Origin of the sequence: Stenotrophomonas maltophilia group sp. Smal12 (assembly GCF_037079935.1) — a bacterium.
GTDB lineage: Bacteria > Pseudomonadota > Gammaproteobacteria > Xanthomonadales > Xanthomonadaceae > Stenotrophomonas > Stenotrophomonas sepilia.
Map to the genome: position 1 here is coordinate 20,922 of NZ_JBAWUK010000015.1, position 12,054 is coordinate 32,975.

Here is a 12,054-nt window from a genome sequence, read left to right on the forward strand (position 1 = left end):
TCCGGGTTGGGCTTGGAACGGGCCACGCAGCATCGGGCCTCAACCGCAGTTGAGGTCAAGGGCCGGCTGAACGGAACTCGCTGATGAACGGGTTGCCATCTTCAAGTTGGACGAACGTTCGTTCACTATTGACGCCATGAACCGAGCCGACCGCAACGCGCAACGCATCGAGCAGATCCTGCAGGCCGCCCTGCAGTGCTTCCTCGCCAAGGGATTCCACCAGACCAGCATGCGTGACATCGCGCAGGCGGCCGGCGTCAGCCTGGGCAATCTCTACAATCACTTCCCCGGCAAGGAAGCGATCATCCTTGCAGTGGCCGTGGCCGAGGGCGAAGATGTGGCGCCGTTGCTGCAGCGACTGGCCGCGGCCGACGGTGATCGCACGCAGGTGCTGGCGTTCCTGCAGGACTTCCACGCACTGTGCAGCCAGCCGGAATGGGCGACGCTCGCCGTCGAAGTGCTGGCCGAGAGCGCACGCAATCGGGCCGTGGCCGAGGCATTTGCGGCCAATCGCAGGCAATTGCAGGCTGTGCTGGCCGAAGCCCTGCAGCAGGTGGCACAGCGTGAACGTCGGCGTCCCGTACTGGCCCCGGCACTGCAGGCGCAGGTGCTGCTGGATGCCATCGAAAGCGATGCGCTGCGCCGGGGGCTGGGCGAAGCCGGTGGCACCGATGAGGCTCCGTTGGACCCAGGCCTGCTCGCGCTGCTGCTCGGTGCACGCGCATGAGCGCGGTTGAGCGGCGATTGCACGGCCTTGATCTGGCACGGTATCTGGCGCTGGCAGGCATGGTGCTGGTCAATTTCCGCCTGGCGATGGCCGTGCCGGCAGAGGGTGCGAGTTGGCTGGCCGGCTTCTTCCATCTGCTGGAAGGCAAGGCCTCTGCGACCTTCGTCACCCTGGCCGGACTTGGCCTGGTACTGGCCACGCAGCGCCTTGGCTGGATGCCGGCCGGCGCGCAGACCTGGCGGCGCGCGCTGTTCCTGCTGGTGCTGGGCCTGCTCAACCTCACCCTGTTCCCGGCCGACATCCTGCACTACTACGCGGTGCATTTCGCGCTGGCGGTGCTGTGGCTGCGTGCGTCGCCACGGGTGCTGCTGGCCAGCATCGCCGGCCTCGCGGCCGGGTCGTCCTGGGCACTGCTGCACTGGAATTACAGCCAGGGCTGGAACTGGCAGACGCTGGAGTATGCCGGTCTCTGGCAATGGCCGGGTGTTGCGCGCAACCTGTTGTTCAACGGCTTCCATCCCTTGCTGCCCTGGATGTGCTTCTTCCTGCTGGGCATGCTGCTGGCGCGCCTGCCGTTGTCACAACCGCGGGTGCAGCGTGCGTTGCTGCTGGTGGGCCTGCTGCTGATCGGCGCAGGCCAGGCCGTGCAGCACCTTGCGCAGGGAACGCCCTGGCAGCCGTGGCTGGGAACGCAGCCGATGCCGCCGGGACCGGCCTACGTGTTGACCGGTGCGGGGGCAGCCTGCAGCGCGATTGCCGCGTGCCTCTGGATCAGCCGCCGTTATCCGGGGGATTGGCTGGAACCGCTGACTGCAGCAGGGCGAATGACCCTGACCCTCTACGTCGGCCACATCCTGCTGGGCATGGGTACGCTGGAATGGTTGGGGCTGCTCGATGGCAGCGCGTCGCTACCGACCGTGCTGCTGTGGGCGCTGTTGTTCCTGATGCTGGCCACGGGCGCAGCGTGGCTGTGGTCGTGGCGGTTCACGCGGGGGCCATTGGAAGCGGTGATGCGTCGCGTCGCCGGCTAGCACGTTGGTCGCGCGGGCACGATGTTGTGACGGACATGTCTGTGTCGTGGCGGGCACATCTGCGATAGTTGTCGCAGATAACACTTTCCGCTTGCATCCATGTCATCCGCTTCGGCGCAGCATCTCGGCGAAGTCCTCCAGCAGTCCTATGGCATCACCGCGACCGCTGTGGTGCCACGCCCGGTTGGCGCCGATGCCAACGCCAGCGTGTATCGCATCGATGCAAGGCGCGGGCAGTGGTGGTTGAAATGCCGCAGCTACCAGGTGGCCCCAGCCGTCTGGGACACCCTGCATTGGCTGCGCGGCACGCTGGGTATCGAGGAAATCGTTGCGCCCTGGCCGGCGCTGACCGGCGGGGCATCGGTGCAGCGCTGGGGCCTGCAGTTCACCCTGTTCCCGTATGTGGAAGGCCAGTCCGGTTTCGAGGCGGCATTGAGCCGCACGCAATGGCAACGGTTGGGCGAGGTGCTGCGGCGCCTGCACGAGGCGTGCCCGCCACCGGCGCTGCAGGAAGCGCTGCCAAGCATCCGGATGGAAACCGCAGCGCTTGATACCGTCGGGCAGTGGCTGGCCGGCGAAGGCCTGGCGGCTGCCAAGGATGGGCTGGGCCGTGCCTTCGTCTCCGTCTGGGACCAGCAGCACGCGCGCATCGCGGCGCTGCACGCGCAGGCACTGCAGCTGCACGCGGCGTTGCAGGATGTGCCGGTGCGGCTGCACCTGTGCCACACCGACCTTCATGCCGGCAATCTGCTGATGGGCAATGACGGCGGCCTGCACCTGATCGACTGGGATGGCCTGTCGCTGGCACCGCGCGAGCGCGACCTGATGTTCATCGGTGGCGCTGTCGGCGGGCGCTGGGGCCGCGAGAACCCGGTGGGATTCGAGGAGGGCTATGGCAGTGACCGCGGCGACCCTCGCTGGATCGCCTGGTACCGTCACTGGCGCATCCTGCAGGACCTGATCGAGTTCCAGCAGGTCCTGCTGGGCAGCGATGGAGAGGACCGGTCGCCGCAGCTGCGCCGGCAGTCGCTGCATTTCCTCAGCGAACAGTTCGCCCCGGGCAATGTGTTCGACGCGGCCGAGCGGGTGTATCACGCGCTGGATTAGGTTCTGCGCCGTTGCCAGGATCGGCCGGGTAGGGCCGACTGCTGGTCGGCTATCGCGCGCAGCGCGGGATTTTCCAGCTCCGAACGGAAAGCAGCCGACTCACAGTCGACTCTACCCAGGGCTTGTCCACCGAGGCGGTTTTCATTCGGCGGGCTTCGCCGCTGACGAGGCGGCTGCGCTGGCGGCGCGGCGCGAAAGTACGGCCTCGCGGTGGGCAATGTAGGCGTTGGCGGCGAGGATGATGCCGGCGCCGATGATCGTCCAGCGGTCCACGCTTTCATTGAACAGCAGCCAGCCGAACAGCGTTACCAGCGGCAGCTGCAGGAAGCTGATCGGGGTCAGCGCCGAGACTTCACCCAGGCGAAGCGCCCGCGTCCACAACAGCTGGCCGATGGTGCCGAGCACGCCGGTGGCCAGCAGCCACAGCCAGGCCATGCCGCTCGGCCAGACCCAGACGAACAGCGCCGGAACCAGCGACAGCGGCACCCAGAACACGTAGGTGTAGAGCACCACGGTATCGGCGCTGTCGACGCGGGTGAGCTGCTTGATCTGGATCGCCACCAGCGAACTGAGCACCGCGGCGGCCACGGCGACCAGGCTGCCCGCAGTGAAGCCGGCGGTACCGGGTCGCACGATCACCAGCACACCGATGAAGCCGACCACGACCGCGGCCCAGCGGCGCACGCGCACGGTTTCACCCAGCCACAGCACGGCGGCAATCGTGACGAACAGCGGCGTGGAGTACGACAGCGACACCGCCTGCGCCAACGGCAGGTGGCCCAGTGCCCAGAACGCGCACAGCATCGAGCCCAGGCCAATCGCACTGCGCACGAAATAGCGCGGCAGCTGTTGCGTCTTCAGCGGAGCACGGCCCGGCCGCAGCAGCATCGGCAGCAACGCCAGCAAGCCGAAGGCATTGCGGAAGAACGCCACTTCCTGGGTTGGCACGTACCGGGTGGCGTAGCGGATCGCGACCGCCATCAGGCCGAATGCCATCGTGCTGCCAAGCATCAGCAGCGCCGCCCGCATCGGGGCGCTTGGGGAAAGGGCGGGGGTGTTCACCACTGTGCGCCGAGCAGGCGGGGCTCCGGTTCGATCGGCACGCCGAACTTCTCCAGCACCGAGGCCGAAATGCGGCGCGCCAGCGCCAGCAGCTCAGCACCGCTGGCATTGCCGTGGTTGACCAGCACCAGCGCGTGGCTTGGCGCCACGCCGGCATCACCTTCGCGGAAGCCCTTCCAGCCGCAGGATTCGATCATCCAGGCAGCGGAGACCTTGCGCTTGTCGTCCTGCTCGGCCGGGAACACCGGCAGGTCGGGGAAATGCTGCCGCAGCACGTCGACCTGTTCCAGCGGCAGTACCGGGTTCTTGAAGAAGCTGCCGGCGTTGCCCAGTACATCCGGGTCGGGCAGCTTGCGGCGGCGGATCGCGATCACGGCATTGGCCACGTCCACTGCGCTCGGCAGCTCCACGCCCTGTGCCTGCAATTCCTCGCGGATGCCGGCGTAGTCCATGCGCAGATCATGCAGCAGTGGCAGCTTTAGTTCGATGGCGGTGATCAGATAGCGATCGGGTTGCTGCTTGAACACGCTGTCGCGGTAGGCGAAGCCACACTGTTCGTTGTCCAGCCGCACCCAGGCCTGCTCCTGGCAGTCCCACGCTTCGACCGCCTGGATGAACTCGCCGACCTGCGCGCCATAGGCACCGATGTTCTGGATCGGCGCGGCACCGGCCGTGCCGGGAATCAGGGCCAGGTTTTCGAGGCCAGACAGGCCTTCCTGCAGCGACCACATCACCAGGCCATGCCACGGCACGCCGGCACCGGCACGGATCACCGCATGGTCGGCGCGGTGTTCAAGGAAACTGATGTCACGGTTGCCGAACACCAGCACGGTGCCGGGCAGGTCCTCGGCGATCAGAACGTTGCTGCCGCTGCCCAGCACCAGCATCGGGCCGCTGGCCACCTCGGGCAAGGCCAGCACGTCCGGCAGCAGCGCGGCATCGTGCAGTTCCAGCAGCTGCGCGGCGCTGGCCTGCACATGGAAGGTATTCAGCGCCTGCAGCGGCGCATTGCGGGTGAGCGTCCAGCGCAGCGGGGCGTTGCCGTCGATGGTATCCATGGGCGCGCTCACAGCGGGGCCACCGCGCCGCGGCTCGGCGCTTCACGGCGGCGACGGATCGCCTCCACGCATTCGGAAACCAGCGCCGGTCCACGGAAGATCAGGCCGCTGTAGCACTGCACCAGTGCGGCACCGGCCGCCATCTTGGCTACCGCATCGGCGCCGGACAGGATGCCGCCGACGCCGACCAGCGGCACCGATTCGGGCAGGCGCGCGCGCAGGCGGCGCAGCACCAACGTGGACTGCTCCAGCACCGGTGCACCGGACAGGCCGCCAGCCTCATTGGCCAGCGGGTCGCCGGCCACCTTGCTGTGGTCGATGGTGGTGTTGGTGGCGATCACGCCGTCCACCTGCAGTTCGCCCAGCACGCGGGCGGCGGCGTCGATATCGCGTTCGCTGAGGTCCGGCGCCACCTTCACCAGCATCGGCACGCGTCGGCCGTGGCGGGCAGCAAGGTCTTCCTGGCGGTCGCGCAGCTGGCTGACCAGCTGGCGCAGCGCGGTCTCTTCCTGCAGCTCACGCAGGCCGGCGGTGTTGGGCGAGGAGATGTTGACGGTGATGTAATCGGCCAGCGGGTAGACCTTGTCCAGGCAGGCGATGTAATCGTCCACGGCCTGTTCGTTGGGGGTGTCCTTGTTCTTGCCGATGTTGATGCCGAGCAGGCCGCGGCGGTTGCGCGCGCGCTCGACGTTGCGCACCAGCGCGTCCACGCCCGCATTGTTGAAGCCCATGCGGTTGATGATCGCGTTGTGTTCCGGCAGGCGGAACAGGCGCGGTTGCGGATTGCCGGCCTGCGGGCGCGGGGTGATGGTGCCGATTTCGACGAAGCCGAAGCCGAGCGCGAACAGTGCATCGATGTGCTCGCCGTTCTTGTCCAGGCCGGCGGCCAGGCCGACCGGATTGGGGAAGGTCAGCCCGAACACCGTGCTGGGCATCGGCGCGATGCGTGCGGCCAGCAGCGGCGTGGTGCCGGTGCGATAGGCCAGGTCCAGTGCGGACAGGCCGAGGCCGTGGGCGCGCTCGGCGTCGAGCGAGAACAGGAAGGGGCGGGCAAGCGAATACATGCGTCGGTTCAGTCCAGCGTGCCGAGGAAGGCTCGGGTTCGATATTCAAAAGCGACCTGGCCGTCCACCGCATGGGCGGCGAACAGGTCCTGCAGAGCGTCGATCATCGCCGCGTGGCGGGGATGACCGGATTGGGGTGCGTAGGAGGAGGACAGCAGGCGCCCGCGCAGGGCGTCGAAGTCCAGATGCTGCACGTTCGGCAGCTCTACCCTGCCGCGCAGGCCGGGGCCGAACCAGGCCTGCATGGTGGCATCGTCCTGGTAGCGCTCGGCCACAGCGGTGTAGTCGGTGCCGTAGTCCAGCAGCAACTGTTCGTAGCCGATCAGGAACGGGCTGGCATCGAGCAGGCGCGAGTTCCAGTAGATCAGTGCCTGGCCACCGGGGCGCAGGATGCGCTGCCACTCGGCGCGCACCGTCACGGTGTCGAACCAATGGAAGGCCTGCGCGACGCTGACCAGATCGATGCTGGCGTCCTCCAAGCCGGTGGCCTCGGCACGGCCATCGACAGCGGAGAAGTCCGGATACTGCGGCGCCAGCCACTGTTCGGCGGCGGCGCGCATGGCAGCGTTGGGCTCGACCGCCACCAGCGGATGACCGCTGGCCAGAAACAGGCGACTGGAAATACCGGTGCCGGCGCCGATGTCGGCGACCACGGCCTCGCGGCTGACGCCCATCGGGCCATGCAGCCACTCCAACAGGGCGGGCGGATAATCGGGCCGATAGCGGACGTAGTCGGCGACGCGGCTGCTGAAGCGTTCAGTGCTGTCGGAGGCGGTCATGGCGTCAGTTCGACACTGCCGCCAGCCATGCCAGGCCGCCGAAGAACAGGATGAAGACCAGGATGGCGGCAAGCACGGCGCCGACCATGACCCAGCCCAGCACCAGGCCGGTAACGGCCAGGCCGTCGCCTTCCAGTTCATGCGGACGGCGGCGGATCTCGGCGCGGGCCATGTGGCCGGTGATGATGGCGACGATGCTGGCCACGAAGGGCAGGACGGTCCAGCTGGCGATGCCCATGACCAGGCTGACCACGGCCAGGGCGCTTGTCTGTCGGGGTGCCACGCTCATCGGGTCCTCCTTGGCAGTGTGCACATGATAGTGCCTCTGCCCGGGCAATCCCATGGGCAGTGCCCTGTAGAGCCGAGCCCATGCTCGGCTGCCCCCTTGGGCTGATGCGGGATCGACCGCGTCTTGCGTGCAAGCCGAGCATGGGCTCGGCTTTACAAATTCAGCCCATCAACACCTGACCGCCATCCACGTTGAGCACACTGCCGGTAACCCAGCGCGCCAGTGGCGAGCACAGGAACAGGGCCGCGTCGGCTATCTCGCGCGGATGGCCGAAGCGGCCGAACGGGATCTTCGCCAGGGTGCCGTGGTACAGCGCTGGATCCTCGATGCGGCGACGGTCCCAGAGCCCGTCATCGAACTCGATCGAGCCCGGTGCGATGGCGTTGACCCGGATCCGGTCCTTGGCCAGTGCCAGCGCCTGCGAGGTGGTGTAGTGCGAAAGCGCGGCCTTGGCAGCGGCGTAGGGTGCGCCGCCGGGACGCGGCTGCTGCGCGGCAATCGACGACAGATTGAGGATGCAGGCATCGCCGGACGCACGCAGCCAGGGCAGGGCCAGGCGCGAGGCACGCACGGCCGCCATCAGGTCGATCTGCAGGCTGGCGGCCCAGCCCTCCTCATTGTCGGCCATGCCGTAGCCGGTGGCATTGTTGACGAGCACATCGATGCCGCCGAGGGCATCGGCGGCGGCCTGCAGCCAGGCCTGGATCTGGCCGGGATCGGCCAGATCGGTGGAAAACGCATGCAATGGCGTGCCCTGCGCCTGTGCATCGGCGCGCAGGGCCTCCAGGCCGGCCTGGCCGCGCGCGCAGACCGAGACCTGTGCACCGGCACCAGCAAAGGCCAGTGCCATTTCACGACCAATGCCCTTGCTGCCGCCGGCAATGAGCACGCGGCGGCCGCTGAGATCGAGGATCGGAGCCCCTGCGGGGATCCGACCCTGGGCACGGGTCAGATCCCCGGAGGGACTCTGACCCACAGACGTGTCCGCGTCGTTTGCCATCACAGGTCGAACTTGATGCCCTGCGCCAGCGGCAGCGAATCCGAATAGTTGATGGTGTTGGTCTGGCGGCGCATGTAGACCTTCCAGGCATCCGAACCGGACTCGCGGCCACCGCCGGTGTCCTTCTCGCCACCGAAGGCGCCGCCGATCTCCGCACCGGACGTGCCGATGTTGATGTTGGCGATGCCGCAGTCGCTGCCGGCGGCCGACAGGAACTTCTCGGCGGTCTTCAGGTTCTGGGTGAAGATCGAGGACGACAGGCCCTGCGGCACGCCGTTCTGCATGTCGATGGCTTCGTCGAGGGTGTCGTACGGCATCACGTACAGGATCGGTGCGAAGGTCTCGTGCTGGACCACGGCGTCGCTGTTCTTCAGGCCCGTGACGATTGCAGGCAGCACGAAGTTGCCGGCGCGGTCGATGCGGGTGCCGCCGGTCTCGATGGTGCCGCCGGCCGTCTTGGCCTGGGCGATGGCATCGAGGAACTGCTGCACGGCGCCTTCGCTGTTCAGCGGGCCCATCAGGTTGGCGGCATCGGTCGGGTCGCCGATCTTGCCTTCCACCTGCTTGTAGGCCTTGACCAGGGTGGCCAGCACGTCGGCGTAGATCGAGCGGTGCACGATCAGGCGGCGGGTGGTGGTGCAGCGCTGGCCGGCGGTACCCACGGCGCCGAACACGATGCCCGGCACCGCCAGCTTCAGGTCGGCGGTTTCGTCCAGGATGATCGCGTTGTTGCCGCCCAGTTCCAGCAGGCAGCGGCCGAGGCGGCGTGCGACCTTCTCGTTGACGGTGCGGCCGACCTGGGTCGAGCCGGTGAAGCTGATCAGCGGCACGCGGCGGTCATCGACCATCTTTTCCGACAGCGCGGTGCCGGCATCGTTGATCAGGAAGAAGATGTCCGGGAAGCCCGCTTCGCGCAGGGCATCGTTGCAGATCTTCAGCGAGGCGATTGCGGTCAGCGGCGTCTTGTTGGACGGCTTCCAGATGCACACGTCGCCACAGATCGCCGCCAGGAACGAGTTCCAGCTCCACACCGCGACCGGGAAGTTGAAGGCCGAGATGATGCCGACCAGGCCCAGCGGGTGGTATTGCTCGTACATGCGGTGGCCGGGGCGCTCGGAATGCATGGTGTAGCCGTACAGCATGCGGCTCTGGCCCACGGCGAAATCGGCGATGTCGATCATCTCCTGCACCTCGCCATCGCCTTCCGGCTTGCTCTTGCCCATTTCCAGGGCAACCAGCGAACCCAGGGCGTCCTTGTGCCTGCGCAGTGCTTCACCGCACAGGCGCACGGCTTCACCGCGGCGCGGCGCCGGCGTGGTACGCCAGACCTTGAAGGCTTCCTGGGCGCGGGCGACGACGGTCTCGTACTCGGCCTCAGTGGTGGCGCGGACCTGCGCAATCGGCTCGCCAGTGGTCGGGTTGACTGGGGTGATCAGCTCACCGCTGGTCGCGCTCGACCACTCCCCGTTGCCCAGGTACGTGCCAGCGTTGATCGCGTCCAGGCCAAGGGACTTGAGCAGCTCGGAAGACATGCAGACTCCTGTGTTTCGTTACGTTGTTTGGCGCCATCGCGGGCAGGTGGGGGACGCGATGAACTGAATCGCCGATGGTAGCAGAGCGCCCCGACCGGCCATGGTGCAACGCGCCAGGGGAACCGGGTGGAACATGAATGCTTGGAGGGCAGGGCACGTTGCCTGTAAACTTCCCGGCTGCATGGCCCCGTAGCTCAGCTGGATAGAGCGTCCCCCTCCTAAGGGGAAGGTCGCCCGTTCGAATCGGGCCGGGGTCACCATGTTCGCGGCGCCACGTCCGCGCGCTGCCCGCGAGGTCACTCGGATATGCTGGCGCCTCACCTCGATCCGGCCGCCATGGACCACCGCCTGCAGCCCGTGCAACCCCACGACTACGCGCTCATCGCCGGGTGGCTGGATTCGGCCGCAGGCACGCTGCGCTGGGCTGGACCGGGCGTGCCCTATCCACTGCGACCCGAGCAGTTCGAGCAGGTATTGCAGCTGCGCGAACGCCCAGGATGGCTGCTGCTGGCAGAAAACGGCGTGCGCGTGGGTTTCGGCCAGGCCTGGCGCACCCAGCCGGGTACGATGCATCTGGGCCGTCTGCTGGTTGCCCCGCAGGCGCGGGGCCGCGGTCTCGGGCGTGGGTTGGTGCAGGCGCTGATCGAGCAGGCGTTCCAGTCTGATGCCGTTGAACGGCTGACCTTGCGGGTCTATCGGGACAATGCCGCCGCAGTTGCGTTGTACCGGACCCTCGGCTTCGAGCCGGTGAACACTGCATCCACGCCGGCGCTGCTGTTCATGCAGCGGGCCCGGCGCTGAGCATGGCCACGCAGGCCGGTACGCCTTCAGTCCTGCCTGAGCAGTTCAACCAGCTGGCGCAGGCGATAGGGCTTGGGCAGGAACTCCACCTGCTCCGGAAGCGGCGGCAGCTGCGAACGCGCATAGCCGGAGGACAGGATCATGCGTGCATGCGGCTGCTCACGCGCGACGTGCTCGCTGAGTTCGATGCCGGACATGCCGTTGGGCATGCTGACATCGCTGAACACCACGTCGAAGCGTGCGTCGCCCTTCAGCAACGCAGCCGCTTCATGCCCGTCGGCGGTGGTGGACACCTCGATGCCGAAATCGCGCAGGGCCATGCCGATCATCTCGCGCAGATCGTTCTGGTCCTCCACCATCAGTACGCGGATCGGGTCATCGGTCATGGGTAAATTCCTCGGTTGCGGGTAGCAGCAGGCTGACCGTGGTGCCGACACCGGGCGTGGTGGACACATCGACGAAGCCGCCGCTCTGGGTAGTGAATCCGAACACCTGGCTCAGGCCCAGGCCGCTGCCCTTGCCGATGTCCTTGGTGGTGAAGAAGGGCTCGCTGGCCCGCTCGGCGACGTCGGCGGCCATGCCGTGGCCTTCGTCGCAGACGCTGAGGGTGACATAGCCGCGTTGCAGCATGGTGTCCGCATCCGGATCGAGGCGATGTTCCAACGCGGTGCCGATCAGGATGCGGCCGCCATCGGCGGTGGCCTCCACGGCATTGGCCACCAGGTTCGCCAGGGCGGTCTGGAGCTGCATCGCATCGGTGCTCACCTGCGGCAGGCCCGGGGTGAGATCGGCATCCAGTACCACCGTGGGCGGGCAGGCGCGTTGCAGGTCCGGCAGCCACTGCCGTACGAGTGCATTGATGTCCACCGATTCCCGGATCAGGGTCTGGCCGGTGCTGAAGGCCAGCAGCTGGCGGGTCAGCAGCGCGCCGCGGTCGGTGGCTGCCTGCGCGGCATCCAGCAGCTCGGCTGCGCGTGCATCGTCACTGCTGACACGCAGCGACAGCAGGTCCAGGGCGTTGCCGATGGTGGTCAGCAGGTTGTTGAACTCATGTGAGAGGCCGCGGCTGAGCCGGCCAACCGTCTCGAACTGCTGGGTATTGCGCAGCGCACGCTGGGCATCGCGCAGCAGCCGCTGCGCTTGCCACTGCTCGGTGATGTCACGGGTGATCTTGACGAAGCCGAGCAGTTCGCCGGCTTCCACGACCGGTTCGATGACCACGCTGGCGCGGAACGACGATCCATCGCGGCGAACGCGCCAGCCCTCACTGGCGACATGCCCCTGCTGCGCTGCGACGCGAAGCAGGCGCTGCGGTTCGCCGGCCTCGCGGTCGGCGGCCAGGTAGAAGCGGCTGAAGTGCGTTCCCACCACTTCATCGGCTGAATAGCCTTTGATACGTTCGGCGCCCGGGTTCCAGCTGCACACGATGCCTTCAGGATCAAGCAGGTACAGCGCATGGTCGCGCACGCTGTCGATCAGCAGTCGCAGTTGTCGGGAAGGGTCCGTCAGCACGGACGTCGTAGAGGCGGCTGCGTCCACGTGTAAATAAGTGTTACCCCTGTGAGGGACGTGAAGCTAGGCACTCAAGTGTGAAGGATGCGTGC

The 12,054-nt window shown here is 67.3% G+C and carries 13 protein-coding genes and 1 tRNA gene; 5 read left to right on the top strand and 9 right to left on the bottom strand.

Annotated features, from left to right (window positions below; translation table 11 throughout):
- Window positions 1-136: 136 nt before the first annotated feature.
- The 3 genes from WDC87_RS08780 to WDC87_RS08790 all read left to right on the top strand — a co-directional run bounded on the left by WDC87_RS08780 (window position 137) and on the right by WDC87_RS08790 (window position 2,865).
- On the top strand, window positions 137-727 hold the full coding sequence (locus tag WDC87_RS08780; protein WP_252744544.1) for a TetR/AcrR family transcriptional regulator: 591 nt from the start codon (window positions 137-139) through the stop codon (window positions 725-727).
- Complete coding sequence (locus WDC87_RS08785; protein ID WP_252744543.1) at window positions 724-1,758, top strand: heparan-alpha-glucosaminide N-acetyltransferase domain-containing protein; 1,035 nt, start codon at window positions 724-726, stop codon at window positions 1,756-1,758. The genes WDC87_RS08780 and WDC87_RS08785 overlap by 4 nt, the downstream gene beginning before the upstream one ends.
- A gap of 99 nt (window positions 1,759-1,857) precedes the next feature.
- On the top strand, window positions 1,858-2,865 hold the full coding sequence (locus tag WDC87_RS08790) for an aminoglycoside phosphotransferase family protein (RefSeq protein ID WP_252744542.1): 1,008 nt from the start codon (window positions 1,858-1,860) through the stop codon (window positions 2,863-2,865).
- A gap of 141 nt (window positions 2,866-3,006) precedes the next feature.
- Here WDC87_RS08790 and WDC87_RS08795 read toward each other — a convergent pair whose 3' ends face one another.
- The 7 genes from WDC87_RS08795 to WDC87_RS08825 all read right to left on the bottom strand — a co-directional run bounded on the left by WDC87_RS08795 (window position 3,007) and on the right by WDC87_RS08825 (window position 9,649).
- The gene (locus tag WDC87_RS08795) at window positions 3,007-3,894 is read right to left on the bottom strand and encodes a DMT family transporter (RefSeq protein WP_005416295.1); all 888 of its coding nucleotides are present in this window, start codon (window positions 3,892-3,894) and stop codon (window positions 3,007-3,009) included.
- Window positions 3,895-3,923: 29 nt separating this feature from the next.
- Entirely contained in the window at window positions 3,924-4,985 is a 1,062-nt protein-coding gene (gene murB / locus WDC87_RS08800) for a UDP-N-acetylmuramate dehydrogenase (protein WP_252744541.1), read from the bottom strand.
- An 8-nt stretch (window positions 4,986-4,993) separates the two neighbouring features.
- Window positions 4,994-6,049 (bottom strand): quinone-dependent dihydroorotate dehydrogenase, encoded by a 1,056-nt coding sequence (locus tag WDC87_RS08805; protein ID WP_061477858.1) that lies wholly within the window; start codon window positions 6,047-6,049, stop codon window positions 4,994-4,996.
- Window positions 6,050-6,057: 8 nt separating this feature from the next.
- Window positions 6,058-6,828, bottom strand: coding sequence for a class I SAM-dependent methyltransferase (locus WDC87_RS08810; RefSeq protein ID WP_252744540.1), 771 nt, complete (start codon window positions 6,826-6,828; stop codon window positions 6,058-6,060).
- 4 nt (window positions 6,829-6,832) lie between these two features.
- On the bottom strand, window positions 6,833-7,117 hold the full coding sequence (locus tag WDC87_RS08815) for a DUF4190 domain-containing protein (protein WP_005413144.1): 285 nt from the start codon (window positions 7,115-7,117) through the stop codon (window positions 6,833-6,835).
- A gap of 160 nt (window positions 7,118-7,277) precedes the next feature.
- Window positions 7,278-8,117: an SDR family NAD(P)-dependent oxidoreductase gene (locus tag WDC87_RS08820; RefSeq protein WP_072168929.1), complete on the bottom strand. Its 840-nt coding sequence runs from the start codon at window positions 8,115-8,117 to the stop codon at window positions 7,278-7,280.
- Window positions 8,117-9,649 carry an aldehyde dehydrogenase family protein gene (locus WDC87_RS08825; RefSeq protein WP_252744539.1) on the bottom strand — a complete coding sequence of 511 codons (1,533 nt, stop codon included), beginning with the start codon at window positions 9,647-9,649 and terminating at the stop codon, window positions 8,117-8,119. The genes WDC87_RS08820 and WDC87_RS08825 overlap by 1 nt, the downstream gene beginning before the upstream one ends.
- A gap of 183 nt (window positions 9,650-9,832) precedes the next feature.
- On the opposite strand from WDC87_RS08825, the gene WDC87_RS08830 reads away from it, so the two are divergent.
- A tRNA-Arg gene (locus WDC87_RS08830) sits at window positions 9,833-9,909 on the top strand.
- 76 nt (window positions 9,910-9,985) lie between these two features.
- On the top strand, window positions 9,986-10,450 hold the full coding sequence (locus WDC87_RS08835; protein WP_072168928.1) for a GNAT family N-acetyltransferase: 465 nt from the start codon (window positions 9,986-9,988) through the stop codon (window positions 10,448-10,450).
- A 26-nt stretch (window positions 10,451-10,476) separates the two neighbouring features.
- Here WDC87_RS08835 and WDC87_RS08840 read toward each other — a convergent pair whose 3' ends face one another.
- Both WDC87_RS08840 and WDC87_RS08845 read right to left on the bottom strand, forming a co-directional pair.
- Window positions 10,477-10,836 (bottom strand): response regulator, encoded by a 360-nt coding sequence (locus WDC87_RS08840; RefSeq protein WP_069139920.1) that lies wholly within the window; start codon window positions 10,834-10,836, stop codon window positions 10,477-10,479.
- Window positions 10,826-11,962 carry a PAS domain-containing sensor histidine kinase gene (locus WDC87_RS08845; RefSeq protein WP_072168927.1) on the bottom strand — a complete coding sequence of 379 codons (1,137 nt, stop codon included), beginning with the start codon at window positions 11,960-11,962 and terminating at the stop codon, window positions 10,826-10,828. The genes WDC87_RS08840 and WDC87_RS08845 overlap by 11 nt, the downstream gene beginning before the upstream one ends.
- Window positions 11,963-12,054 lie beyond the last annotated feature (92 nt).

Excerpts from the sequence above, each read along its gene's own strand:
- WDC87_RS08820 (WP_072168929.1), bottom strand. The coding sequence starts at position 8,117 with ATGGCAAACGACGCGGACACGTCTGTGGGTCAGAGTCCCTCCGGGGAT.
- WDC87_RS08810 (WP_252744540.1), bottom strand. The coding sequence starts at position 6,828 with ATGACCGCCTCCGACAGCACTGAACGCTTCAGCAGCCGCGTCGCCGAC.
- WDC87_RS08835 (WP_072168928.1), top strand. The coding sequence starts at position 9,986 with ATGGACCACCGCCTGCAGCCCGTGCAACCCCACGACTACGCGCTCATC.
- WDC87_RS08825 (WP_252744539.1), bottom strand. The coding sequence starts at position 9,649 with ATGTCTTCCGAGCTGCTCAAGTCCCTTGGCCTGGACGCGATCAACGCT.
- WDC87_RS08785 (WP_252744543.1), top strand. The coding sequence starts at position 724 with ATGAGCGCGGTTGAGCGGCGATTGCACGGCCTTGATCTGGCACGGTAT.
- WDC87_RS08790 (WP_252744542.1), top strand. The coding sequence starts at position 1,858 with ATGTCATCCGCTTCGGCGCAGCATCTCGGCGAAGTCCTCCAGCAGTCC.
- WDC87_RS08815 (WP_005413144.1), bottom strand. The coding sequence starts at position 7,117 with ATGAGCGTGGCACCCCGACAGACAAGCGCCCTGGCCGTGGTCAGCCTG.
- WDC87_RS08805 (WP_061477858.1), bottom strand. The coding sequence starts at position 6,049 with ATGTATTCGCTTGCCCGCCCCTTCCTGTTCTCGCTCGACGCCGAGCGC.
- murB (WP_252744541.1), bottom strand. The coding sequence starts at position 4,985 with ATGGATACCATCGACGGCAACGCCCCGCTGCGCTGGACGCTCACCCGC.
- WDC87_RS08795 (WP_005416295.1), bottom strand. The coding sequence starts at position 3,894 with ATGCGGGCGGCGCTGCTGATGCTTGGCAGCACGATGGCATTCGGCCTG.
- WDC87_RS08840 (WP_069139920.1), bottom strand. The coding sequence starts at position 10,836 with ATGACCGATGACCCGATCCGCGTACTGATGGTGGAGGACCAGAACGAT.
- WDC87_RS08780 (WP_252744544.1), top strand. The coding sequence starts at position 137 with ATGAACCGAGCCGACCGCAACGCGCAACGCATCGAGCAGATCCTGCAG.